19 protein-coding genes and 2 pseudogenes are annotated in these 24,696 nt (G+C 46.1%); 2 read left to right on the top strand and 19 right to left on the bottom strand.

The window, feature by feature from the left end:
* Window positions 1–86: 86 nt before the first annotated feature.
* The 4 genes and pseudogenes from VSQ61_RS17755 to VSQ61_RS17740 form a co-directional block, all read right to left on the bottom strand.
* Window positions 87–1,577: an RNA/DNA-binding domain-containing protein gene (locus VSQ61_RS17755; RefSeq protein ID WP_334345721.1), complete on the bottom strand. Its 1,491-nt coding sequence runs from the start codon at window positions 1,575–1,577 to the stop codon at window positions 87–89.
* Window positions 1,578–1,608: 31 nt separating this feature from the next.
* Window positions 1,609–2,066 (bottom strand): annotated as a pseudogene (locus VSQ61_RS17750) (GNAT family N-acetyltransferase).
* Window positions 2,066–3,196: a DUF362 domain-containing protein gene (locus VSQ61_RS17745; protein WP_334345720.1), complete on the bottom strand. Its 1,131-nt coding sequence runs from the start codon at window positions 3,194–3,196 to the stop codon at window positions 2,066–2,068. Before VSQ61_RS17745 ends, VSQ61_RS17750 begins: the two are co-directional and overlap by 1 nt.
* 427 nt (window positions 3,197–3,623) lie before the next feature.
* Window positions 3,624–3,818 (bottom strand): hypothetical protein, encoded by a 195-nt coding sequence (locus tag VSQ61_RS17740; protein ID WP_334345719.1) that lies wholly within the window; start codon window positions 3,816–3,818, stop codon window positions 3,624–3,626.
* Window positions 3,819–3,914: 96 nt separating this feature from the next.
* On the opposite strand from VSQ61_RS17740, the pseudogene VSQ61_RS17735 reads away from it, so the two are divergent.
* Window positions 3,915–4,022: pseudogene (locus tag VSQ61_RS17735) on the top strand (LysR family transcriptional regulator); the annotation flags it as partial.
* A gap of 42 nt (window positions 4,023–4,064) precedes the next feature.
* On the opposite strand, the gene VSQ61_RS17730 reads toward VSQ61_RS17735, so the two are convergent.
* The 6 genes from VSQ61_RS17730 to VSQ61_RS17705 all read right to left on the bottom strand — a co-directional run bounded on the left by VSQ61_RS17730 (window position 4,065) and on the right by VSQ61_RS17705 (window position 11,854).
* The gene (locus tag VSQ61_RS17730) at window positions 4,065–4,823 is read right to left on the bottom strand and encodes a carboxymuconolactone decarboxylase family protein (protein ID WP_334345718.1); all 759 of its coding nucleotides are present in this window, start codon (window positions 4,821–4,823) and stop codon (window positions 4,065–4,067) included.
* Window positions 4,824–5,185: 362 nt separating this feature from the next.
* Complete coding sequence (locus VSQ61_RS17725; RefSeq protein ID WP_334345717.1) at window positions 5,186–5,515, bottom strand: hypothetical protein; 330 nt, start codon at window positions 5,513–5,515, stop codon at window positions 5,186–5,188.
* A gap of 153 nt (window positions 5,516–5,668) precedes the next feature.
* The gene (gene bcp / locus VSQ61_RS17720) at window positions 5,669–6,121 is read right to left on the bottom strand and encodes a thioredoxin-dependent thiol peroxidase (protein WP_334345716.1); all 453 of its coding nucleotides are present in this window, start codon (window positions 6,119–6,121) and stop codon (window positions 5,669–5,671) included.
* A gap of 420 nt (window positions 6,122–6,541) precedes the next feature.
* Window positions 6,542–7,849, bottom strand: a complete 1,308-nt coding sequence (locus tag VSQ61_RS17715; protein ID WP_334345715.1) for an ABC transporter substrate-binding protein — start codon at window positions 7,847–7,849, stop codon at window positions 6,542–6,544.
* A 4-nt stretch (window positions 7,850–7,853) separates the two neighbouring features.
* Entirely contained in the window at window positions 7,854–10,430 is a 2,577-nt protein-coding gene (locus VSQ61_RS17710) for a hybrid sensor histidine kinase/response regulator (protein ID WP_334345714.1), read from the bottom strand.
* A 455-nt stretch (window positions 10,431–10,885) separates the two neighbouring features.
* Window positions 10,886–11,854 carry a DMT family transporter gene (locus tag VSQ61_RS17705; RefSeq protein WP_334345713.1) on the bottom strand — a complete coding sequence of 323 codons (969 nt, stop codon included), beginning with the start codon at window positions 11,852–11,854 and terminating at the stop codon, window positions 10,886–10,888.
* A 357-nt stretch (window positions 11,855–12,211) separates the two neighbouring features.
* Here VSQ61_RS17705 and VSQ61_RS17700 point away from each other — a divergent pair, with 357 nt between their 5' ends.
* The gene (locus tag VSQ61_RS17700; protein ID WP_334345712.1) at window positions 12,212–12,376 is read left to right on the top strand and encodes a hypothetical protein; all 165 of its coding nucleotides are present in this window, start codon (window positions 12,212–12,214) and stop codon (window positions 12,374–12,376) included.
* Window positions 12,377–12,378: 2 nt separating this feature from the next.
* Here the strand turns inward: VSQ61_RS17700 and VSQ61_RS17695 are convergent, their stop codons facing one another.
* The 9 genes from VSQ61_RS17695 to VSQ61_RS17655 all read right to left on the bottom strand — a co-directional run bounded on the left by VSQ61_RS17695 (window position 12,379) and on the right by VSQ61_RS17655 (window position 24,622).
* Window positions 12,379–14,223 (bottom strand): amylosucrase, encoded by a 1,845-nt coding sequence (locus tag VSQ61_RS17695; RefSeq protein WP_334345711.1) that lies wholly within the window; start codon window positions 14,221–14,223, stop codon window positions 12,379–12,381.
* Window positions 14,224–14,481: 258 nt separating this feature from the next.
* Complete coding sequence (locus tag VSQ61_RS17690; protein ID WP_334345710.1) at window positions 14,482–15,591, bottom strand: ABC transporter ATP-binding protein; 1,110 nt, start codon at window positions 15,589–15,591, stop codon at window positions 14,482–14,484.
* A 317-nt stretch (window positions 15,592–15,908) separates the two neighbouring features.
* On the bottom strand, window positions 15,909–16,364 hold the full coding sequence (locus tag VSQ61_RS17685) for a DUF6106 family protein (RefSeq protein WP_334345709.1): 456 nt from the start codon (window positions 16,362–16,364) through the stop codon (window positions 15,909–15,911).
* 120 nt (window positions 16,365–16,484) lie between these two features.
* The gene (locus VSQ61_RS17680) at window positions 16,485–18,680 is read right to left on the bottom strand and encodes an alpha-galactosidase (RefSeq protein ID WP_334345708.1); all 2,196 of its coding nucleotides are present in this window, start codon (window positions 18,678–18,680) and stop codon (window positions 16,485–16,487) included.
* A 43-nt stretch (window positions 18,681–18,723) separates the two neighbouring features.
* Window positions 18,724–19,563, bottom strand: coding sequence for a carbohydrate ABC transporter permease (locus VSQ61_RS17675; protein WP_160563237.1), 840 nt, complete (start codon window positions 19,561–19,563; stop codon window positions 18,724–18,726).
* Window positions 19,564–19,576: 13 nt separating this feature from the next.
* Window positions 19,577–20,470 (bottom strand): carbohydrate ABC transporter permease, encoded by an 894-nt coding sequence (locus VSQ61_RS17670; protein WP_334345707.1) that lies wholly within the window; start codon window positions 20,468–20,470, stop codon window positions 19,577–19,579.
* Window positions 20,471–20,485: 15 nt separating this feature from the next.
* On the bottom strand, window positions 20,486–21,763 hold the full coding sequence (locus tag VSQ61_RS17665; RefSeq protein ID WP_160563406.1) for an ABC transporter substrate-binding protein: 1,278 nt from the start codon (window positions 21,761–21,763) through the stop codon (window positions 20,486–20,488).
* Window positions 21,764–22,169: 406 nt separating this feature from the next.
* Window positions 22,170–23,126, bottom strand: coding sequence for an ABC transporter permease (locus VSQ61_RS17660; RefSeq protein WP_334345705.1), 957 nt, complete (start codon window positions 23,124–23,126; stop codon window positions 22,170–22,172).
* Window positions 23,123–24,622 (bottom strand): sugar ABC transporter ATP-binding protein, encoded by a 1,500-nt coding sequence (locus VSQ61_RS17655; protein WP_334345704.1) that lies wholly within the window; start codon window positions 24,620–24,622, stop codon window positions 23,123–23,125. Before VSQ61_RS17655 ends, VSQ61_RS17660 begins: the two co-directional genes overlap by 4 nt.
* Window positions 24,623–24,696: the final 74 nt, after the last annotated feature.

The following is a 24,696-nucleotide window of genomic DNA, read 5'->3' as shown; positions in this document are numbered from 1 at the left end:
CACTGTAGACTTTTTCCCTTATGCTTTGATTGTGGGGGTCCAAAGTTGATACATAGATACGCCTCTCCTCCCCATGAAATATTTTCTTATTCTGTGAGCATGTATCTTTTCATTTTCGTTGCTCCCGTTGCTAAAACTTCACCTTCAGCAATCAACAGTTTTAACAATGTCTGGGTTCTTGTTCTTCCAACACCCAACCATTCTGCCACTTCTGCTACTTTATATTCATTCCCTGGCTGCATCCTGTCCAAAATCAAAAACATCTGCTCTTTTGTTTTTTCTGCCACTTTTTTTCTGCCACTTTTTTCTGCCACTTTTTTTCTGCCACTTTTTTCTGTCACTTTTTCCGGCTCTTCTGGAACAAAGGACAATTTCAAAATGGTTCTATCCGGAGCATATTCTTCTATCACCTGAGGCTCTACCCATCCCTGGCTCTTCCAGACAGAATAAATATCCGGCACACCGCTGCCTGCACGTTCGCCAATACCAATCATATTGAACATCTTCATAAGAGCCTTATTCCTTGGATCCGAAATACCGCCTTTCAGCATCTGGCTCCTCCCGGTACGGATGTTTCCTGGATTTTCCATAATAATGCCATCCTGTTCTTTTTTAATAACGATGCCTCTTGGCAAATAGAAATCCGTATTCACAAGACAGTTGGCAAGAGCCTCTCTAATTGCTTTATGCACAGGCGTATCATCAATTCTCACAGCACCCTCCAGCTTAAAGGGTATTTTAACATCCTTAACCAGCTTACCATAGACCCGAAAAAAGAAATCAAACAAATTGCCTGTCCAGTCCCCTGAACTGGATTGCAAACGATCCGTCCATCTGATTGTCGGATCCAGCAATTCCCTGAAATCAAGAAAGTACTCCGGATATTCATACAGTATTTTATATTCATCCCCAAACATCAATAAGCCTGCAGCTGTTGGATGCAGCTTATTATCCATACGGAGTACCCTGGCCGCACCAATTCTTTCCAAATATGCTTCATCTCCCAGCTGCTCCCAAACATGTTCCCGGCGATATGCTATATGACGATTACGGTATGCATGTACCGTTTCCATATTGAATACATCCATCTGCATATCTTCCAGAATCTTCATGTCCATCGTATCCTCTGTTTGGTCACGAAGCATAGCCCTAACCTCGCTGGACGTACAGTGGTAATCTCCCTCCCAGTTACGCCGATATGTTCCTTTGAACATATCCTCTCCAATATATACGGGCTTCTGTTCCCTCTTTGCCTTTGGGACATGAATAACCATGATAGAATTATTTTCTATTTGATATATTTGTATATCTTTATCTGATAACAAATTTATATTTACCTTTTGCTGATTGTTGATGGTATTCCAAAAATCTTTCCGCAGCTTATCCGCATCCTGCAATCCGGTCGTCTGCCAGCTTCCATCCTTATCCTCTTTAACACCAAGAATAATCACCCCGCCATAACAGTTTGCAAATGCTGAATATGTGCTCCACAAAGAATCCGGCAAACCGCCTTTGGCTCTCTTAACTTCTCTCCGATTGTCTTCTCTATATTTGTCAAATTGAGATAAATCGAACATTAAATACCTCCAAAATTAACTTTTTTACAATTTATCCAGCTCTCTCCTTTACCATCCGATAATTCGTTAAATATACCCCATTTCTCATAACCTGCTGCTCTTTCACTGCTTTGTACCCTCTGTGCTCAAAAAGTTCTTTGCCGTAATCGAAGCATGTGTAACAAGCTTCTTTCCATCAACAGCCTTCTCTAATGCATCGCAAATGACAGAAGCGATTCCCTGATTTTGAAAATCACTGTGCACATACAGCCGGTCAAGATAACCGGAATTATCAATATCTCCAAATCCGACAATCCTGTCCTGCTCCACCGCAACAACCGTAAAATGCTCCAAAAAAGACTGATTCCATTCCTCCAAATCCACATCCCCGGCTACCCATGCGTCCAACTGCTCTTTGGTATAATCCCCTGCGTTTACCACATGAACCGTCTGGTAAAACAGCTCTGCTATCTCTTCACAGTCAGAGGGATGATATCTTCTGATAATCATTATCGAATTGTCACAAGCTCATACTTACGGCTGCCAAGGCCAATCCGTTCCCCATGAGCCAGACAGGTTTTGTATTCCGCATTCACCGTAGTGTTCTCAAAAGGATCATGATGATCGCAGAAATCCTCCCTTCTCATATTCTCACCCAGCACACTGTTGGGCAAAGGCTCCTGCTGCTGGCAAAGATCCGCACACGCCTGATCAAGTGCAATCGGGTCAAAAGCCGCCAGCATTCCTACATTGGGCAGGATCGGCGCATCATTTTCGCCATGGCAGTCACAGTATGGGGATACATCCACAATCAAAGACACATGGAAATTGGGACGTCCGTCCACCACAGCCTTGGCATACTCCGCCATCCGCTCATTCAGCTCTTTGGTAGCCAAATCATTTGCAAATGCAATGGCATCAAAGTTGCATGCCCCCAGGCAGCGGCCGCATCCCACGCAGTTGTCCGTATTAATCCGCATCTTCCTTGCCGCCTCATCATATACAAGACCCTGATTTGCACACTCACGCATGCATTGCTTACAGCCTCTGCACAGCGCTTTATTGATATTGGGCTTTCCGGTACTGTGCTGCTCCTTTTTTCCTGCCCGGGAGCCGCAGCCCATTCCGATATTTTTGACGGCTCCGCCAAAGCCTGCCATCTCATGGCCTTTAAAGTGGGTCAGGCTGATAAAAACATCCGCATCCATAATGGCCCTCCCGATCTTGGCTTCTTTCACATGCACGCCGCCCTCTACCGGAACCGCAACGTCATCCATTCCTTTCAAGCCGTCACCGATAATCACCGGACATCCCACAGTCATAGGCGTGAAGCCGTTTTCCCAGGCACAGTACATATGCTCAATGGCATTCTTTCTGCTTCCCGGATACAGGGTATTGCAGTCTGTCAAAAAGGGAATTCCTCCCGCCTCCTTAACCAAATCCGCCACTGCCTTTGCATAATTGGGCCGCAGATAGCTGATATTGCCCAGCTCTCCAAAATGCATTTTAATTGCCACAAACTTTCCGTCCATGTCAATACTGCCGATGCCGGCCTCTTTCATCAGACGCTTTAATTTCAGAGGCATTGCCTCCCCGTTACGGGCACGAAAATCCGCAAAATACACCTTTGATTTTTCCATTACCTTTTCTCCTCTCTAACCATTCGTAGTCCATTACATCCGGCTCCCAATCAAGCGTGGTGAAACACTTCATCTTCCGTGCCGGACAATAAGTAAAGTTTAACACTACCAGCCCTCTTCGTGCAAGCCTCATACGGCAAAATCAGTGCATTTCTAAACATACCTTTGTCCCGCATAAGAAAATGGAGCATAGAAAATCTTATGAAAAATCGGGATTATGAAGACAACTCCGGCTAATACTTCACCATTCGAATTGTTTCCATAACCCCGTACATATTTATTGCGTATAAAGATATCTTTGTGATAAATACTATTTTAAATACAATAAGACAGATGCAGAATATACTCCCCACTCTCAATGCCTTTTGTGTTCCTTATTCCAGGTCATGAAATCAATCTGATCCAACAGCTTCTGCAATTTGTGGATTTACTCCAAAAGCTCATCTCTTTGCCTGCGGAGCATCCGGATCTGTACTCCTCCCATATCCGGATCTTTTTCAAGCTCTAAATATCTTTTTGCATCCTCATGCCCAAAACCTGCTTTCAGCAATATACCGATCAGCCCTGTCTGTTCGGCATCATCCTGGTCATAGTCTTCCTGGCCTTCCGGTGTTTTTGTCACCCGAATATAGCGAATACTTATATTCTATATCTATCTATGCTTGACAGTTATATTAGTTCGATGATATACTTTTCCCCAGTCAAGGAGGGACATTTCATGGAACTTAGAGTCTTTCAATATTTTTTGGCAGTCACACGGGAACAGAGCATTTTAGGCGCCGCAGAATCGCTGCGTCTTTCACAGCCCACCCTTTCCATGAAAATCACCTGCCGGATCTCTCTTTCAGCTGTCTCTTTATTTCTTTTTTCAGCACAATGCACTGGTGTAAGCATCATCATCCACCGGCTCCAGCCACTCGTTGGCGCCTTCCTCTGCGGGCACCTCAACTGCCAGATGGGAGAACCAGCTGTCAGGGGCCGCTCCATGCCAGTGCTTTACACCTGACGGAATATTCACCACATGGCCGGGGAACAGTTCCTGAGCCTTTTTCCCCCACTCCTGATAATAGCCCCGGCCGCCGACACAGATCAGAATCTGTCCGCCGCCTCTCTTTGCATGATGGATATGCCAGTTGTTGCGGCAGCCCGGCTCAAAGGTTACGTTAAAGATCCCTACCTGTTCCACAGAAACGGGCGCAAGATAACTCCGACCGATAAAATATTGCGCAAACGCTTCATTGGGCTGTCCTACGGGGAACAGCATGGAGGCTGCATGGGCAGATTTTGCGTCGGATTCGAAAAGTTCCTCTGTCCAGACTTCCTTTGCCATGCGGAAAGCCTCCCATGCCTTGGGCCACCCGGCATAGAACGCTGCATGGGTCAGGATTTCTGCAATCTCCGTCCTGGTGATCCCGTTCTTTTTCGCACTCATCAGATGGAACCGGAAGGAAGAATCCACAAGTCCCTGAGCCATCAGGGAGACGACCGTTACCAGCGAACGGTCCCTCAGAGAGAGTTTATCCTCCCTGCTCCACACTTCTCCAAATAATACATCATCATTCAACTGTGCAAATTTCGGGGCAAATTCGCCCAAAGCATCTCTGCCTGCGGTCTGTTTTACTGCCATTTTCTTTTCCTCCTTGGAATGACCTTTTTATATGGTCTGATACATTTTTTGGATATCATTTATTTTTATTATAGGTCGCATAGATAAATATATCAAATGCTTATATTACATATTGTTCCATAGCTTAAGAGCATCATTCATTTATGGCATTGAACCCAATCCACAGCAGTCCGAAAAATTTCGGATAAAATGCATAAAAGCCAGGTACTCGCCCTGGCTTTTGCGCTGCATTCCTCTTATTTTTCTCTGATTTCAGTATTAGTCTGTTTCAAACATTTACTCAGTCACCGCCGACTCTGTTTCAACCGAGTTGCATTAGCATTCACCTTTTTCCTTCTAATTCAATGTCTTTCGCAGTTCCTTTATTCCAGCTTCTCAATTCCCGCCTGCCGCAGCCAACCCTGCAGCCTTTTGACGGGAAATCCGGTAACGGTAAACTTTTCTCCCATCCTGCTATGTATCGTTACTTTGGTGAAAAACAAATGCCTCCCCACGGTAAAGCCTTTGATTTTTGGCAATTTAAGCTCAAATTCCATATGGATGGTCATAGAAATGCGAAAGCATACCCTTTGGTTTGTGACAAAGATTGTGCCACGCCATACATCACATGCGTTTCCCAACACAGGTTCCCAGTAAGCCATCATTCCCTGTCCAATCAAGGTTTCACCCGTTTCAAGTTTGATTTCTGCCATAAGCAATACCTCCCATCATCATACCGCAGGGTATAAAATCAAAGAATATAGCCTCATAGAAAGGAGGTCGTCAAGACATCAGAAAAGCCGCCTTATTTCCCGATTTCCCTTAAGCCCCTTTTACGTCTGCCTCTAATATTTATGCGGACAAGCTCAAAGCTCCTCCAACATTTTCTGGGGATCTTCCGCTGCTTTCACCTTGTCATTTGCCTTTATGATAATCCCATCCTCATCAATCAGATAAGTGGTGCGTACTACTCCCATTGACACCTTTCCATAATTCTTCTTTTCTTTCCACACATCATAAGCCTCAATGACCTTGCGTTCCGGATCGGAAAGAATCGTAAACCCGAGATTCTGTTTTTCCTCAAAACGCTTGTGGGACGCCACCGTATCCTTGCTGACACCGAGAACCACCGCACCTTTCTCCTGAAACTTAAGATACCTCTCGGAATATCCGCATGCCTGCTTTGTACAGCCTGGTGTATTATCCTTGGGATAGAAATACAGAATAACTTTCTTCCCTTTATACTCGTTCAATGTGTGCATCTTTCCATTTTGATCCGGCAATTGAAAATCCGGCGCCTTGGTTCCTATTTCCAGCATTTCCCATCCTCCTGTACTATCGTTTTTTTAGTTGCTGCGCAACGGTACTAAAAAGTAAAGTTACTTCAGCGCACACCTATGAGAGAAACTTTCATTGGAAAGTGCACTCATGAAAGTTCCTCTCGTGCGCTTTCGTAACTTTACCGTCCAGCAGAAAATATTTCTAATAAACACTTGACATTTCTTAGCCGGACTTTTATACTTTGTGTCTGCATTTGTGTTTTCTATTATAGCCAATTGTCCCGCTTAATACAATATTAGACACAAAAAAGACGCATGGTTTACATTATTGTCCATACGCCTTTATACTGTTATATTCATATTAAATTGTTCTGATAATTATGCTAACTGCATAATCCCCCGTCAAAGCGCCCTGCCAACCAACAGCAAAATAAGCCGGCAGACTTAGTCTATATCCTCCTAGTTCTGAATCGTCTCCCCCTGCAGCCGATCCATCTCCTCCAAACACTCCTCCACCGAAGCCCCATCAAGCATCTCCCTCACCACCAAACACGTATTCCCCCACTGCTCCAACTTCATCCCGGCATTCGATCCCAACACAAAAATTCCCTCATTTACCAACTCATTCACCGGCTTCAACGCATCAATGCAATCCACCTCCACATTCTTCGAGGGCGAGATCACCCGATTCGTCTCCGTATAAACCTGAAGCGCCTCATCCGAAAGCATAATATCCAGCACAGCAAGAGTATCCTCCAAATGCTCCGCATTCACGCAAACCCCATATCCCGACATAGACGCCACCGGCATCTGCCCCCGGTGGGTAGGAAAGCCAATCACCTTAAGATTAAAATCCGGCTTCCCATAAGCCGTCTCCGCATTGGCCGCCCCCCAGTAAGCCATAACAATAGGCGTCTTCTGAGCCATAAAATCCGGCCCCTCTCCCTCAATGGCCTCATACGTAAAGGCTTTCTCGGCATCCACATACCCCAAATCAATCAGTGTTTTCACAAACTCAAAGCCCTCACGCATATAATCACTGTACTTGGCCTCCCCGCTGTTAAGAGCCGCAATCTCCGCTTCCGTATTACCCCCATTATACAGATCCGCATAAGCCAAAGCAAACACAAAATTCTCCAGCCACCAGCGGTTGGCCCCTACCGGCGTCTCAACTCCATTTTCCTTAAAAACCCGGCAACACTCCAAAAACTCCTCCGGCGTATTGGGAAGCTCAAGCTCATATTGATCAAACATATCCTGATTCACAAAAAGCCCGTAAACCACAACCTCCTGGGGAATCGCCACCAGCTTTCCGTCTACCGTATTGGACACCTTCACCACCTCACGCAGATTGGCAGCACTCTCAAGGCAGGACAGATCCACAAGCTTCCCCTCCCCGCCGAGAATCTGAATCGTATCCGGATTCAGAAGATACATATCATCCATATCACTGCGGGCCCGGGCAAGGGTCACATCATCATAGGTCTTATCCTGGTAATTCTCCGCCGTATAAGTCCGGTACTCCACCGTAAGCCCCAGCTCCTCCTCCGCCATCATCACCGTCAGATCATGGGCGCTTCTGGCAATATTGTCCGCATCCGGATTGGACTTTTCCATGGGACCAAAAAGGTTCACCACCTTTTTATCCTCTTCCGCATTCTCAGCCAGATTCACCATATCATTCCCTTTGCTTTTGCAGGACGTTCCCCCCGCAAGGAGAGCTCCTGCCATGAAAATGACGAAACCCTTTTTTAAATACCCTCTCATAACACTAGCCTCTTCTCTTCAACTCTTTGATTGTTCTCTTTAACACTTCCATATCCACCGGCTTCGCCACATGAGCGTTCATACCGGCAGTCATAGCCTCTTTTACATCCTCCGCAAAAGCATTGGCAGTCATGGCAATAATGGAAATCGTCGCCGCATCCTCCCGGTCAAGAGCACGGATGCGCCGTGTAGCCTCATAGCCATTCATCACCGGCATCTGCACATCCATAAGAATGGCATCAAACTCACCGGGCTTCGCCCTGGCAAACCGCTCCACCACAAGCTCCCCATTTTCCATAATCTCACAGTCAGCTCCCTCAATGTCCAGAAGCTCTTCTAAGATCTCCGCATTGATCTCATTGTCCTCCGCTACCAGGAAATGCGCTCCCTCCAGGCCGGAAGCCGCATCCTCCGCCTGGATCCTCTGTGCTTCTCTTGCCGTAAACTCCAGAATCTTTTCCTTAAGAGCAGACACAAAGAACGGTTTGGGAAGAAATCCGTCAACTCCCGCCTCCTGTGCCTCCGTCTCAATCTCATCCCAGTCATAGGCAGTCAACAACAATATAGGAATATCCTCCCGGACCTCCTTTCGAATCCGTCTGGCCGTCTCAATCCCGTTGATACCCGGCATCTTCCAGTCCAGAAGAATCATATGGTAGGGCTTCTGTTCCTCACAGGATCTCCTGACAATCTCCGCAGCCGCCTCGCCGTTCTCCAGAACATCCGTCCTGACACCTGTATCCTCCATAAGCACCTGAATGCTTTCACGCACATCCCCGTCATCATCCACCACCAGAATCCGGGTTACTCCATGGTTCTCCCAGAACAGGGGATCATCCTCCTGCTCTGCAATGCGAAGCTCAAGCTCCACCGTAAAGATGGTCCCCTTATCCACCTCACTGGTTACCTCAATGGTTCCGCCCATAAGCTCCACAATATTCTTCGTAATGGCCATTCCAAGACCCGTACCCTGAACCTTGTTGGTCGTACTGTTTTCCGCCCTGGTAAATGCGTCAAAAAGTATCTGCAGATACTCCTGGGTCATGCCGTAGCCATTATCTTCCACCTCAATGCGGATATGCTCATACTGATTGGAACGCTGCTCCAGGCCGATAATGCGGAACCAGATGCTGCCGCCCTCCTGAGTATACTTCACCGCATTGGAAAGGAGATTAATCAGGATTTGATTCAGCCTTGTCTCATCGCCTGCCAGGTATTCATGGCGTATTCCCGTTACCTGAATGTCAAAGCTCTGACCTTTGTTCTTTGCGGCCGGCCGGATAATGGCATCCACAGAGGAAATCACATCATTTAACCTGAACTCTCCGATGGTGAGCACTGCCTTTCCGCTCTCAATCTTGGACACGTCAAGAACATCATTAATTAAGCTCAAAAGATGCTGTCCCGAGGCCGTCAGCTTCCTGGTATACTCCCGTACCTTGACCGGATTGTCCGCATCCTTGGCAAGCAGGGTGGTAAAGCCTAAAATGGCATTCATAGGCGTACGGATATCGTGGGACATATTGGAGAGAAATGTCGTTTTGGAGTTGTTGGCTGCCTGAGCCGCCTGAAGCGCCTGCCCCATCTGCTGATTGTGAAGCTCTCTCTCCTCCTCCCGCTCCCTGCGGAACTTATTCTGCTGCCGTTCATAGAGGAAAAATACAATACAGCAGGTGAAAAAGGTTGCCAGCATAAATATAACCACCATCAGAATATTCTGATTTACGGCATCGCCCTCTCTCTGAATGGCCTCCACCGGAACATAGCCGATAAGGTACACGGAGCCGCCGTTTACGGCCCACATGTAAATCAGGGAATCCTTGTTCCGGATTTTGTGGTAGAACATCATATTGCCGTTATTGGCTATGCTCTCGGCCACATTTTGCTGAATGCTCTCTTCCAGGATATCATTGGCCCGGTAAAAATCCTGCAGATTCAGATGGCCCGCATCACGCTCTCCCACGCCCTTTGGCTTTAAAAGAAACCGTTCGGTCTGCCGGTCCATAATATAGAGGGTAGCGCTCCCGTTGTACAGCCGGTCCGGGAGAGCCTCTTCAAAAGAATCATAGATATATTCCACATAGAGATCGGCAATCTCCCGGTCATCCCTGATGACCGGACATTTCATGGTATAAGCCCAGGTTCCCATATCATTGATATAGGAGACGGAAACAGGCAGATCCTCTATGGTCTCCTGGTTGGAAAAATCCAGTTCCTCCGGATAAAAGACCTCTCCAGTATTGGAAATGCCCTCTGTTTCTCCACGAAATACAACGGACATCTTGACCAGGGTACTGTTCCGATCATAGGATTGGATAAATTCTTCCGGATCTTCCATAATGGAAAGCTCCTTTGCCATCAGCTTCTGATACTGGGCCTCTCTCTGAAACAGCACTTCAATGGTGCCCTTTAAAAGCTCAAGGCTCTCACTTAAGTTCCCGATGGCGGACTGGGACATTTCCTGTGATATTCTTGCAGCTATAAAAAATACAAAGCTGCCCGGAATTATAAATATTGTCAAAATCAGGGCTATTAAAACTTTCCTGCCGATTTTTTTCTCTTTATTCTCTTTTTTATCCATATTTTATCATTGACCTTTATTCAAAACTTTATTTTGAAACCTTGAAACGAGTAATGTCCTTTCCTTGCAACAGTTTGCTTTTACTCTGAAAGATCCTTTTCTGCGCAGCAGAAAACTAAGTTCAGGGATGCACCATGCACCACTACCGACTTTCATTTATGGTGGTGTGCCATTTCAATTTTGATTTATGGTGTGTACCAATGGTGTCCATGAGGGTTTGCTATGGAAAGAACTGTTATTACTATTATAGCAGTCTTATAGAGTTAGGTCAAAATGTTTATTTGCAAAGAGAGTTTGAGAATATATTTATAAAACCAACAGGAATGCCGCAAAAAGGGGCTGTCGCAAATCTCCATCACTAGCAGACCGTATTTGAAGTTCCTGTGCAATCGGAAAAATAGACCGAAATATTTGCACAAGAGTTTTCGATACGGATTATTACCATGACACATATCTCAATTTATAAGTCCGTCTTTTGCGCCTTTCTTTCCCGCCTTATGCTCCGAAAGGAATAATCCTGCCAAAGTCAGAATTGTTCCTGTTCCTGTAAGGAGAGTCAGCGGTTCACTTAAAATCAACGCAGACGTAAGGACTGTTATCACAGGAACCATATAAATATATGCGCTCGTCTTTACCGGCCCCAATTCCTTTACCGCAAAATTCCATGTAACAAAGCAAAGTGCGGATGCCCCCAATCCCAGATAGAAAATATTAAACAGATACGTCATATTGGCAAACCGTGAGAAATCCGGCCGAAAATCAAAGAAAAATAAGGCGGGTATCATAAACAGAATTCCGTAAAAGAATGTCCTGCGGGTGGCGGGAATCACGGGATAGCCAAAGCTGCTGATTTTCTTTGTCAATATGGAATAGCAGGCCCACACAAGAGCAGCGGCAGCGGCAAGTAGATCTCCCCCAGGGTTAAGCTCCAATTTGGAACCGTTAAAGCTGATTAAGCTTATTCCGGCCATTGCAACGGCAAATCCAACAAAGAACTGCACCCCCAGTTTTTCTTCCGGCTTCATAAACAGACGGACCAATACGGCCGTAAAGAACGGGGCAACGGATATAATCACGCCCACATTGGAGGCCAGGGTAAAGGTCAAAGCAATATTTTCCAGCAGGTAATACAGGCATATTCCGCACAGCCCTGCAGCAGCAAAGGTCAGCTCCTGCCCGGAATCCTTGGTCTTTAATTTTTTCGGACACGCCATAAGCAGGGTCAGAAATCCCATCACAAAACGGTAAAACAAAATTTCCACAGGCTGAAAATCCGCTAACAGGATTTTGGTGGAGATAAATGTGGTTCCCCATATCACAATCGTTAATACCGCCGCCAAACGCCCAATAAAGCGGGGCGCACCATGTCCTGCTGTCTGTTTTTGTTCCACGGCACCCTTCGCCGCACCTGATTCTTTCTTCATGTATCTTTGCTCCTATTATTAAGCTGCTACCGGGCAGTACTAAAGAGTAAAGTCACTTCAGCGCACACCTATGAGAGAAACTTTCATTCAAAAGTGCACTCATGAAAGTTCCTCTCGTGCGCTTTCGTAACTTTACCGTCCAGCAGAAAATATTTCGAATAAACGCCTGACATTTCTTAGCCGGACTTTTTACACTCATTGTACTGCCGAAGCAGGGGAAAGTCTTGTAAAATATCTTCATTTTTTTCGATGGTTCTTTTCGCAAATGTCGGCACGGACAGAAAAATACAACAAACATTAACAAACACGGCTTTTTTCCGATATGCATATAAACATAATAAAAAGCGGGCTGACAGCATGGAAAAAGAAACTGCTCCCAGTCAGAGCGAGTGGCTGATTATGGAAGGTGTCCCATTAAACCGTTTGTGGCAAAAAGGCGTATTCTCCATTACAGCAGAATCACGCCTTTTTCAAATTCCATTTGTTCTTAGAGGCTTTTATTTGAACACTCCCATTTTATAGGACTATTCGCTCTCCACTTCCCGCATCAGCCACCGCATCCCATAAGCCGGAAGCACCACATTCCGGGCCTCCATCCGCTCTCCGGTCAGAAGCTCCGCATACATCCCCTCCTCCTGAATCCAGGCAGTACGTTCCTCTCCGCTGAAATTAAAGAGCGCCGTCAGCTTCTCGTCCTCAAAGGCCCTGTTCACGCAAAGCACCGCCGAATCATGGGTATCCACGGTCCAGACTGCCGCCTGATTCAAAAATACCCGATGGGCCGCCCGCAAGTCCTCCATCTTCCGAATGCAGTCAAAAATCTCTTTTTGGTAGCTTCCCTCCACTTTCCGAAGTCCTGCTTTCTCCCAGGAAAAGCTTCCTCGGTGAAGATAACGGGAATCCTCCGCTTTCTTTGGATCCTTATGGTATTCATTGTCATTAAACTGCCCAATCTCATCCCCGCTGTAAATCACAGGAATTCCCGACTGCACCAGCATATACCCATGAAGCATCTCAATAAAACACAAGGCATTTTCTCTATCCTTCTCATCTCCATCCTCAACGGCTTTCTCCAGGCCGCACAGAGAAGCCGTAGTTCCGCAGAGACGTGCGTCTCCGGAGGTGGGATCATCATTATAAAGCTCGCCCTTAGCCATGGATCCCGGCCATTTTCCCGTTAGATAATCATTGAGGTACTTCTTATGGGGAACCTCCTCCATTTCCTTCGCTTCTTTCAGCCAGTCATAATCCAGCCCCCAGCCAATATCATCATGACACCGGAGATAATTCAGGAACACATATTCCTTGGGCAGAGTGTTCACAATATCCATCTGCCGCTTTAAGAGAGCCACATCCCCCGTAGCCACCGTATGCCAGGTGGTTGCCATGGTCGTCACATTGTAGAGCATATGACACTCCGGCTTCTCCACCGTACCGAAATAGGGTACCACTTTCACCGGCTCCATAACCACCTCGCCCAGAAGCAGCACGCTCGGGCAGACAATCTCGCAGATCATCCGCAGCATCCGCACAATATTATGCACCTGGGGAAGATTCCGGCAGGTAGTTCCAAGCTCTTTCCAGATGTAAGGAACCGCATCAATCCGGATAATGTCCACTCCCTGATTGGTCAGATTTAAAAGGCAGTCCGTCATATCATGAAATACAACGGGATTTCTGTAATTCAAATCCCACTGGTAAGGATAAAATGTGGTCATCACGTACTTCTTCGCATCCTCAAGCCAGGTAAAATTCCCCGGCGCCGTTGTGGGAAATACCTGGGGGCAGGTCTTTTCGTACTGTCCCGGAATCTCAAAGCTGTCAAAGAAGAAATACCGATCCTGATATTCCTGCTCTCCTGCCCTGGCCCGCTTTGCCCACTCATGCTCCTCCGAGGTATGGTTCATAACAAAATCAAGGCATACGCTTAAGCCTTTCTTATGGCAGGTGTCCGTAAGCTTTGCCAGATCCTCCATAGTTCCCAAATCCGGACGCACCTTTGCAAAATCTGACACCGCATAGCCGCCGTCGCTCTTTCCCTCCGGAGAATCCAGAAGCGGCATCAGATGAAGATAATTCACTCCGCATTCCTGGATATATGGCAGCTTCTTTTTCACGCCTTTCAGATCTCCCGCAAAGGCATCCGTATACATCATCATTCCTGCCATATCGTTGCGTTTATACCAGTCCGGATCTGCTTCACGAACCCGATCCAGCTTTTTTAGAGCATCCTTGCGTTCTTTATAACGCTCTTCCAATCTGCTGCATAAATATGAGAATCCGTCCTCCGGGTACAACTCACAGTACAGCCATTTCAATTCTTCATAATGCCGTTCTTTCCGCTTCTGAAATTCCACCATATCTTTCATTGTCGTTCTCCTACTTCCCATTCAAATAAATTTCAGTTTTATTTAACAATAAATCTTTCCATGTGTCAATCCTGTTGAAACGAACAAGGCAGGTGACCACAGCCGCTCTGCCTGAAGCCGAACGCTGCACCATGGCCGCCTGCCTTTGGAGCAATCATTCTTTATGCTAAATCGCCCTCTCGCACCTCATATGGAACAACTGTTGAACGTGCTATTTCGTGTGCCTAATTTTTCATTTTTGTTGTTCCGGTAAAATTCTTAATGAGCAATCGCTTTCTCTGTCTCTTTGTCAAATACGTGAATCTTATCCGTATCCAGAACAAAGTCAACTACATCATTCTCTCTTGCTGTTGTGCTGGAATTTACTCTTGCAGTCATCTGGGTTCCGCACATATCAAAATACAGATAAACCTCTGCTCCAAGGAGTTCATATACATTTACTGTTCCCTTTACCACCGCCTGGTTCTTTGCTCTTGTGGATGCCGGATCGCTTACGTCCTCCGGACGGATGCCCATAATCACTTCTTTTCCCTTATAACCGCCGTCAATCAGCTTCTTGCCCTTTTCCGGAGAAAGGGGAACACGGTAGTCGCCGGCCTTTAAGTATACATCCTGTCCCTCTGCCTCGCAAACCGCATCAACAAAGTTCATCTGAGGAGATCCGATAAATCCTGCCACAAACAGATTATCCGGCTCGTTATACAGGGTCTGAGGGCTTGCAATCTGCTGAACCACGCCGTCTTTCATAACAACGATTCTCGTTCCCAGAGTCATGGCTTCCGTCTGGTCATGGGTTACATAGATAATGGTTGCACCCAGTCTCTGATGCAGCTTGGAGATCTCCGTACGCATCTGCACGCGCAGCTTGGCATCCAGATTGGAAAGAGGCTCATCCATCAGGAATACCTTGGGATTGCGCACAATGGCGCGGCCCATGGCAACACGCTGGCGCTGTCCGCCGGAAAGAGCTCTGGGCTTCCGGTCAAGAAGCTTCTCCAGATCCAGAATCTTAGCCGCCTCCCGGACTTTCTTGTCAATCTCATCCTTGGGTGTCTTCTTGATCTTCAGTCCAAATGCCATGTTGTCATACACTGTCATATGGGGATACAGTGCGTAGCTCTGGAATACCATTGCAATGTCTCTGTCTTTCGGCTCCACATCATTCATAAGCTGGCCGTCAATCTTAAACTCACCATCTGAAATGCTCTCCAGACCTGCAACCATACGCAGAGTGGTAGACTTTCCGCATCCGGACGGGCCTACGAAAATAATAAACTCCTTATCCTCAATCTCCAGATTAAAATCCTTTACTGCCTCATATCCGTTGGGATATCTCTTCCAGATATTTTTAAGTGATAAACTTGCCATCAGTCTCTCCTCCTATTTTGAGTTCCGCAAAATTCGCTCCAGCACCCTTTGTCTAGAACAATTCCCAGCCACAAAATGACGTGTCTGTAAATTGTTCTGGTGCTGTCGGAATTTTGCTGTTTTTGAGTTCCGCAAAATTCGCTCCAGCACCCTTTGTCTAGAACAATTCCCAGCCACAAAATGATGTGTCTGTAAATTGTTCTGGTGCTGTCGGAATTTTGCTGTTTTTAAGTTTAGCAAAATTCCATAATTATATCTTTACATATCTTACTCTAGTTTTTCTCTAATCCCACACAAGATCCTGTTTCACAGTGCTTTCACTGCAATTTTCGGTGAAGCCTCATTTCCTCCAGGAATTCTTCGTTAGGCTCCATGTAAATCAGGTCATTTCCCACTTTCATGGTATAGACCCGGCCCTTTTCCCATCCGGAGGTAAAATCACGAACCTTACAGCCGGCCACATTTTTCCGTCCCTCTGCCACATACTCCATGTCCTTGCGGTCGCAGCGGTAAAGATCCTTTCGCTTCTCCTTGCGGATGATTTTCGATACTTCAAAATCTCCATTTACGTACACATACTCATATTCATATCGCCAGCTTCGAAGCAGCAGAATGCCTATGACCACAAAGGCCAGCACCGGCAGAAACAGCACCGGATATATAATTGTGTCCACTACAAGCACCACCATAGCTGCCATAAGCACTGCTTTCAGCAGGCGCTTTCCTTTCGGCATTACATAGGGGATAAACCATTCCAGTACAACATCTTTCATTTTGCCGCCTCCTATTTTAGTTCCGCACCCTTTTCCAGTACACTCTTACCTAGAAGCATTTCCGGCCGCAAAAGCATGTGTCCGTAATTGCTTCTGTGTACTGTTCAAAGGCTGCTGTTTTTATATCGCTCGAATATGATATTGAATTGCCTCATACTGCAAAAGGCCGTTTGGAACGGGAAGACCGGCACTCATGAGAACCTGGCCGGAAAAATGCCCCTCCATCTCCTCCACCTGGTAATACATTCCGGGATTCAGGCCCTTTGCCTTTACGCACCGCTGCGCATCGTTGGCCTCCTTTTCCATAATTACCAGGGATATCAAGGCTTCTTTCTGATCCCGGGATACATGCTCCCAGGCCACATACTCCATAAAGGTATAAGGATTGGTAAGCCTGAAATAATCGCCCTCTGCAATCAATGCATAATCCTTTTTATAGCTCTGTATCTGCTCCCTGCAGATCTGTTTCTCTTCCTGTATCATTTTGGTGGAATCCAGCTCATAGCCCAGAATTCCGTCCATAGCCGTTACCCCTCTTGTCTTTATGGGCACCGTCCGCCCTGTCTGATGGTTGGGGCAGACCGACACGTGGGATTCCATGGCGGAAACCGGATATACGAACGTGGTCCCGTATTGAATCTTTAAGCGGCACACCGCATCCGTGTTGTCACTGCACCAAATCTGGGGCTGGTAGTAAAGCATTCCCGGGTCAAAGCGTCCGCCCCCTCCGCTGCACCCGCAGAACAGAACCTCCGGATGCGTCAGGATAATGCGGTTCATAATGTCGTACAGACCCAGGATATAACGGTGATAAATCTCGCCCTGTTTCTCTTTCTCGGCAATGGCTGACCAGGCATCCGTGATAAACCGGTTCATATCCCATTTTACATACTCAATCCTGGCACTGCCCAGCACGCCGTTGATGGATGTGACAATATAGTCCCGCACATCCTCTCTGGACAGGTCAAGCACAAGCTGATATCTTCCTCTGGAGGGCTGACGTCTCGGCATCTGCAGGCACCAGTCCGGATGTTTCCGGTAAAGCTCGCTGTCCTCGGACACCATCTCCGGCTCAATCCAAATGCCGAACTTTAAGCCCATGGCATGGATTTCATCCGAAAGCCCCTTTAAGCCGCGGGGCAGCTTTGCCGTGTTCACATCCCAGTCTCCCAATGCCGCATTGTCATTATTCCGGTTGCCGAACCAGCCGTCATCCAGAACAAAAAGCTCAACCCCCATGTCCACGGCATCACCTGCAATCTTTAAAAGCTTTTCCTCGTCGAAGTCAAAATACGCCGCCTCCCAACTGTTTATCAGGATAGGCCGTTCTTTCTTTGCATAAGGGCTTTTACACAGGTTTTCACGGTATACATTGTGATACAAATGGGTCAGATGGGTAAGTCCCTGCCCTGAGTAAGCCAGCACCACCTCCGGTGCCGTAAAGCTCTCCCCCGGCTTCATCTGCCAGGAAAAATGCTTGGGATGGATGCCCATGACAATCCGTGTCTGATCATACTGGTCCTTTTCCACCTTGCACATAAAGTTGCCGCTGTATACAAAGGAAAATCCATAGCAGCGTCCGTAATCCTCATTTGCGGCGCTCTCGCAGAGAACCGCAAAGGGATTGTGCTGATGACTTGAGGCCCCCCGAAAGCTTCCTACGGTCTGAATCCCGCAGGCAAGGGGGTTCCTGCTCCATTCCCGCTCCATGGTGTGGCGTCCGTCAAAATGAATGAAATCATAATCGGAATCCATAAAATCCATGGTCATTGACATAATGCGGTTTAAATAAATGGTATCCTCACTCTGGTTGATGACCCGAACAGACCGGGTAATAATATCCTTTTCTTCCAATACACAATAGCAGAGCACCACCGTAAGCTGTGTCACGGCATCCGTAAGCCAAATCTCCAGGGTGTCCGCCGTGTCTTTTTCTGTTGTCCAAAGGGAGGGAAGACCTGCCAAATGGTACTTGCCGGAATAAATCTGATGCTTTGCCACCTTTCCCACAAAGGCATAGCTTCCGTCCCCGTTTTTTATTTCAATACTGCTTAATCGATAATCAGAGCTTCCGTCACTTGAGAACTCCTGCGGTAGGAAGTCTAAAGAAAATGTACGGTCATTTCCCGCCTCATAGGGGTTGGGAGAAAAGCCACGGTCCTGCAGCTGTATCAAATAACTCAAATCCTCGTCTTCCAGCCGTTCTCCATAATATAAATGCAAAAGATATCCATAATCACTTATCTTCATCTGATAAGTGCTGCTCTTTGTCTGTAACAGAAATGTTTTTTTGCTTTCTATATATCTGACTGACATCTATGTAGCCCTCCAACGTAGGTAAAGTGATAGAACTATTTTATTACTTGCCGCCCGTCATTGCAACACCCTCGATGAACTGCTTCTGGAAGAACAGATACAGAACCACCATGGGGATCATAGCTAAGAGGGAACCGGCCATCATAACCGGGAAGTTGGTGTTAAACTGACCCCGGAGGGTTGCAAGACCGGAGGACAGCGTCATCATCTTCAAATCTGTGTTGGCAATCAGGGGCCACATCAGGTCTCCGTAAGCGAACACTGCGGTAAATACGGCCAGTGCCGCCATGGACGAGGTGGTCAATGGAACCATTACCTTAACAAAGGTTTGCCACTGGTTACAACCGTCCAGATAGGCCGCTTCGGAAATCTCATCGGGGATTCCCATGTAAGCCTGCCGTAAGAAGAATGTACCGAAAGCACTTACAAGACCCGGAAATACCAGGGCAAAAATCGTATTGGTCAGTCCCAGCTTCGCCAGCATCTGATACTGGGGCGTGATGAAGATCTGGGAGGGAAGCATCATCTGTACCAGAACCAGGGAGAAGAGGAGATTCTTTCCCTTAAAGTTCAGCTTTGCAAATGCATAACCCGCCATGGAACTGAATGCCACCGCACAAACCACACGCCAGAAAATCAACAGGATGGTATTCTTGTAAAGGGCCCCAAAGGGAAGACTTGCCATAGCGTCCTTAAAGTTATCAATAATCCACTGTGCCGGGAAGAAATCCGGTGGAATCTGCATACTCTCGGCTACCGTCTTAAAGCTGGTCAGAAGCATCCAGATAAAGGGGAAGATCATAATGATGGACCCAATGATGAAAAACAAATACGTGCCTGCTGTCCGAAGCTTTTGATTTCTCTCTAATGAATTGGATTTCATACTTCTTCACCTCCTATACTTCGTAATTCACCCATTTCTTCTGTCCCCAGAACTGGAATGCCGTTACAATACCGATAAGAAGAACGGTCCAGATTACCACTGCGGATCCATAGCCTTTATTGCCGGCCACGAAAGACTCACGGTAGAACAGGAACATCAGAGACTGGGCACTTGTCAATGCCGGGTTTGATTCCTCTACAATCATGTAAATCAGGTCATATACTTTCAAAGAGGACATCAGACGCATAATCATAACTACAAACAAGGTTGGAGAAACCATAGGCAGCGTAATGTGAAAAAACTGCTGAATCTTAGTCGCTCCGTCAAGGCTTGCCGCCTCATAGTAGGACTTGGAGATATTCTGAAGTCCTGACAGAAGAAGCACCGCATCGTAACCGATGGCACTCCAGATTGCCACGATGGCACAGGTCACCATAACCACGTTAGGATTGGTAATCCAGTTTACGTTATGTCCCAGGAGGGTATTGATGATACCATACTCGGTGTTGAACATCCACTTCCACACCATGGCAACCGCTGCCGGAGCTACAACCATAGGCAGAAAGAAGATGGCACGGAAAGCCGTTCTTCCCTTAATCTTTGTGTTCAGCATAACCGCAACCACCAATGCCAGGAAAATACCAAGGGGCACGGTCAGGAGACAGAAATAAATGGTATTTAAGTTCGCTCTCCAGAAGTCTGCGTTGGTGAACATGTTGATATAGTTGGTCAAACCGTTAAATTCATAAAAGCCAAAGGGCTTTGTCTTTGTAAAGCTCAATTTTAAGGTGTCAATAAACGGGTAAAGATTCAGCACAATCAAGCCGATGATGGTGGGTGCCACCATGATATAGCCCCACATACCCTCGGTCTTGGCGAACTTGCCCGCCTTGCTGTTATTTGCCATGTATAAGCCTCCCCTCTACTCTGCTTCCGCCGTATCGATGTAGCTCTGAATATTATTAAGTCCATCCTCTAATGTAGATTTGCCGGAGTAAATACGAAGAAGCTCATCAGAAACTTTTGGCTTCCATACGGAACGGGAAGCATTGTTCACGCTCTGCACACCGTAATCAAACATATCTACACATTTCTGGACATCCAATTTATAGTCAAACTGGTCAAATACCCCAACCCAGGTATCCTCAAGGCCGATGTAAGCCGGGATCGCTGCTCCGGACTCACCCTGGATACGCTGTCCCTCCTCGGAACCGAAGAACTTGAGCACATCCTTTACAATCTCCAGGTTCTTGCCCTTTGCCGCAGTTGCATAACACAGACCATTGGAAATGGTGGCTCTTCCGTCACCCTCCGCAGGATTCGGACACTTGGGAAGCACTGCCACGTCCCATTTTCCCTGCATCTCCGGATAATTCTGCATGGATGCAAGAAGATTCCAGTTTCCCTCCAGATACATGGAGCCCTGCTCTGAGAAGAACGCCGTTCCGGGAGAAGTCTCCGCAAAATAATTTTGATCCGGGCACCAGTCCTCTTTCTGAAGATTGATGTAAAACTCCATAGCTTCCCGGGTAGCCGGATTGTCAAAGCCGCCTTTTGACTTATCCTCAGTTAATATGTAGCCGCCGTTCTGGTATACGAAGTTCCAGTATCCAAGCTGATCGTCTCCGTAGGCCATGTAGCCGTATTTGCCGGTGGCATCATACACCTTTTGGGATACTTCCGTCAGGTCGTCCCAGGTCCAGGTATCATCGGGATAATCTACCTTTGCAGCATCAAACATCTCCTTGTTGTAAACCAGACAGACCGTATCCTTATCCTTGGGGATGCCGTAATATCTGCCGTCGCTTCCCTGGATATTTGCCAGAGAGATTTCTGAAAAATGATTCTTGTAATAGTCGGGATCTTCGTCATTATAAAGATCCGTCAGATCTGCAATCATGCCGTAATCCGCATACTTTAAGATCTCATTGGTATGCATCCAGAACACATCTGGCATCTGATTGCTGATTGCCGCTGCCTCCAGCTTGGTCCAGTACTCGCTCCAGCTCGTAACCTGAACCTCAATTACCACATCCGGGTTCTTTGCGGTGTAGGCATCACACATTTCCTGCATACCATCTCTCTGGTTCACATCCCAGATCTGGAATGTCAGATGGGTCTTGCCGTCGGAAGCCTTTCCGCACGCAGCTAATCCAAAAGCCAAAACCACGACCAGAAGAGCTGCAAGTAATTTCTTCATGTTCTTCACAAGTTTCCCTCCTTAATATGGACATATTCAACCGAATTTGTGGATTTTTTCTATACAAATCACACAATATCCGGTTTAGAAATAGTGAATAAAACAATTCCACCCTGGCCAGGTGTTGGAACAAAATTGGGTATATTAGATAATTACACCCTAAATATCGTAAAAATTATAACATTTCCACGGAAGTATGGTAAATATACTGTCTGCAATTTCTATATGCCAAAATGCTAGATCTATACAAAAAATGTATAATCCATTAAAATTTTGATATATATGAAGAAAGCGGAGTTAAGCCGTAAAAAGGAAAGACAGGGGATTATGCCCTGCATAATCCTCTGTCTTTCTTCTATAAATATTCCATATCAAAGGGTTTCTTAATTATGTAACAAATATACTCTTAAGCATTCTTATCCTTTATTGTAGAGAAAATAACCGCAAGTACAATAATGGCACCTTTCAACATCATCTGAGGATAAGAAGAAACATTCAACAGATCCAACAGATTATTAATAATCCCCAGAATAAACACACCAATAATAACACCACTGATATTTCCCTTGCCGCCTGTAAAGCTTGCTCCGCCAATTACAACAGCAGCGATACAGTCATTTGCCAGCTCCTCCCCATTCGTAGGCGCTCCAAGTCCCAGCCTTGCCGTCATTAGCACTCCGCCGATGGCACAGCAAAATCCAGAAAAAATATAAGGGAACATTTTCCATGCAAGGGTATTAATCCCCGAGAGCTTTACCGCTTCTTCATTTCCGCCGATGGCATAGGTAATACGCCCAATAATTGTTTCACGCATAATAAACATTGTCCCAAGAATCATAACAATCATAATGATTGTCAGCATGGGAATTCCTGCGATTTTACCTTTTCCGATAAAAGTCATTACCGCCGCGCCATTTGCCTGCTTCCAAGATACTGGTGAGGAACCAGTATACCAATAGGCGATACCTCTGGCAAATTCCATCATGCCAAGGGTAACAATGAAAGGCGCAATTTGCAATGCAGAAACAATAAATCCATTCACAAGTCCGATTACCATACATATCAAAAGTGTTCCCAAAAGGGCAGTTCCAAAATTACTATGATTCAAAAATGAAGCCATGAACACACTTGCAACAGCCAAATTAGAACCCACACTCAGATCAATACCGCCTGAAAGAATGCAGGTGAACATCCCCAGGCTAACAACCATAACTGATGCCTGCTGAATCAATAAATTCTGCATATTGATTTTTGTAAAAAACACATCAGAAAGAACGGATGCAATCAAAATCATCAATGCAAGTACTCCAATAGGAATTGCCTGTGTCTTAAAATACCCCTTTACTTTTGCACTCATATTCATATCTGTTTCTCCTTATACATACACTGCAGAATTAATTCCGTACACTCCAGTTCCTCTTTTCCTACTTCTCCCACCACATAGCCGCCGCGCATAACAATGGTCCGATCACACACTCCCTGTATCTCTTCAATCTCTGAGGAAATCACAAGAATAGATTTTCCCTGTTTCCTGAGTCTTTCCAAAAGATTGTAAATCTCCGCCTTTGCCCCTACATCAATTCCCTGGGTAGGTTCATCAAAAATCAAAATATCCGGATCTGCGGTAAATGCCTTTGCAATCACTATTTTCTGCTGATTACCTCCGCTCAGTTCCTGTACCGGGCTTTCTATGGAAGCCATTTTCACCTTCAAATCTCTGCATAATTGCTGTATCCTTGTAAACTCTTTCTTTTTATCACAGATTCCATGTGCAGCAATGGAGTCAAGTCGTGAAAGGGATATATTTTCCCGAATAGGCCGACACAAAACCATAGCCTGCTTTTTTCGATCCTCCGGTGCAAGAAAAATTCCTGCTTTTGCCGCATCAGCCGGAAATCGAAACCTTACCTCTTTACCTTTCACACGCATTTTTCCGCTTTTTATTTTATCCACACCCAAAACAGCCATTGCTGTCTCTGTTCTTCCGCTTCCCACCAGGCCGGCAATTCCAAGGATTTCTCCTTCCTTCAAAGAAAAACTTACATCATGAATCTTATGGGTTGATACCTGCTCCAGTTCCAGCACTGCCTTGTCACTAAGAGGATGCCCCTTTTCCTGACAATACATAGCTCCAAGATTCTTTCCCAACATATGTGCAATCAAATCGTCCTTTGTAAGATCTGTATTTTCAAGAACAGCTACTAAGCTGCCATCTCTCATAATTGATATGCGATCACTTAACTGGAACACTTCTTCCAACCTGTGGGAAATGTAAATCATCGTAATCTGTTCTTTTTTCAAAGACTCAATAATTTCAAAAAGAATCGTTACTTCACTGTCTGACAAAACCGCTGTAGGCTCATCAAAAATAATGAGCTTCGGCTTCCGAAACAATACCTTCGCAATAGCCACAAACTGTTTCATGGCACTGCTCAATTCCTTTACCGGTGTGACAGCATGAATCGGCATATGATAATGTTCCAGTAATTCCTCTACCGCCTTATACATCTGTTTCCAGGGTACTAGTCCTTTTGGCGCATGGGCTTTCTCACCAAGGCAGATATTCTCCGCAACAGTCAGTTCCTCTACCAGCTCCGCCTGCTGATACACCTGTGCAATCCCATGCTTTTTAGCAGCTGCCGTTGTATTTTTCTTAATCTCCTCACCATCCAGAATAATTTTTCCTGTATCCCTTTGATATGCGCCAGTCAGAATCTTCATCAGGGTACTTTTCCCTGCTCCATTCTCTCCAACCAGCGCCATGGTCTCCCCTTTTTGCACCTCCAAAGTCACACCCTTGAGAGCATGTACGACACCAAACGACTTATTGATATCTTTCATTTCAAGCATGGTCTGCATGCACATACCTCCCTGTCTCTTTTACAAGCTATTGATATACGAGGGGCTGTCTCGGACAGCCCCTCTCACAGTTG

Origin of the sequence: Candidatus Merdisoma sp. JLR.KK006 (assembly GCF_036941035.1) — a bacterium.
GTDB lineage: Bacteria > Bacillota > Clostridia > Lachnospirales > Lachnospiraceae > Laedolimicola.
Note: the sequence above shows the minus strand (reverse complement) of the source record. Positions and strands in the feature narration are given on the sequence as shown.

Bases quoted from the DNA above. Each gene is read 5' to 3' on its own strand.
- VSQ61_RS17755 (WP_334345721.1), bottom strand. From the start codon at position 1,577: ATGTTCGATTTATCTCAATTTGACAAATATAGAGAAGACAATCGGAGA.
- VSQ61_RS17745 (WP_334345720.1), bottom strand. From the start codon at position 3,196: ATGGAAAAATCAAAGGTGTATTTTGCGGATTTTCGTGCCCGTAACGGG.
- VSQ61_RS17730 (WP_334345718.1), bottom strand. From the start codon at position 4,823: ATGGCAGTAAAACAGACCGCAGGCAGAGATGCTTTGGGCGAATTTGCC.
- VSQ61_RS17725 (WP_334345717.1), bottom strand. From the start codon at position 5,515: ATGGCAGAAATCAAACTTGAAACGGGTGAAACCTTGATTGGACAGGGA.
- bcp (WP_334345716.1), bottom strand. From the start codon at position 6,121: ATGCTGGAAATAGGAACCAAGGCGCCGGATTTTCAATTGCCGGATCAA.
- VSQ61_RS17715 (WP_334345715.1), bottom strand. From the start codon at position 7,849: ATGAGAGGGTATTTAAAAAAGGGTTTCGTCATTTTCATGGCAGGAGCT.
- VSQ61_RS17710 (WP_334345714.1), bottom strand. From the start codon at position 10,430: ATGGATAAAAAAGAGAATAAAGAGAAAAAAATCGGCAGGAAAGTTTTA.
- VSQ61_RS17705 (WP_334345713.1), bottom strand. From the start codon at position 11,854: ATGAAGAAAGAATCAGGTGCGGCGAAGGGTGCCGTGGAACAAAAACAG.
- VSQ61_RS17700 (WP_334345712.1), top strand. From the start codon at position 12,212: ATGGAAAAAGAAACTGCTCCCAGTCAGAGCGAGTGGCTGATTATGGAA.
- VSQ61_RS17695 (WP_334345711.1), bottom strand. From the start codon at position 14,223: ATGAAAGATATGGTGGAATTTCAGAAGCGGAAAGAACGGCATTATGAA.
- VSQ61_RS17690 (WP_334345710.1), bottom strand. From the start codon at position 15,591: ATGGCAAGTTTATCACTTAAAAATATCTGGAAGAGATATCCCAACGGA.
- VSQ61_RS17685 (WP_334345709.1), bottom strand. From the start codon at position 16,364: ATGAAAGATGTTGTACTGGAATGGTTTATCCCCTATGTAATGCCGAAA.
- VSQ61_RS17680 (WP_334345708.1), bottom strand. From the start codon at position 18,680: ATGTCAGTCAGATATATAGAAAGCAAAAAAACATTTCTGTTACAGACA.
- VSQ61_RS17675 (WP_160563237.1), bottom strand. From the start codon at position 19,563: ATGAAATCCAATTCATTAGAGAGAAATCAAAAGCTTCGGACAGCAGGC.
- VSQ61_RS17670 (WP_334345707.1), bottom strand. From the start codon at position 20,470: ATGGCAAATAACAGCAAGGCGGGCAAGTTCGCCAAGACCGAGGGTATG.
- VSQ61_RS17665 (WP_160563406.1), bottom strand. From the start codon at position 21,763: ATGAAGAAATTACTTGCAGCTCTTCTGGTCGTGGTTTTGGCTTTTGGA.
- VSQ61_RS17660 (WP_334345705.1), bottom strand. From the start codon at position 23,126: ATGAATATGAGTGCAAAAGTAAAGGGGTATTTTAAGACACAGGCAATT.
- VSQ61_RS17655 (WP_334345704.1), bottom strand. From the start codon at position 24,622: ATGCAGACCATGCTTGAAATGAAAGATATCAATAAGTCGTTTGGTGTC.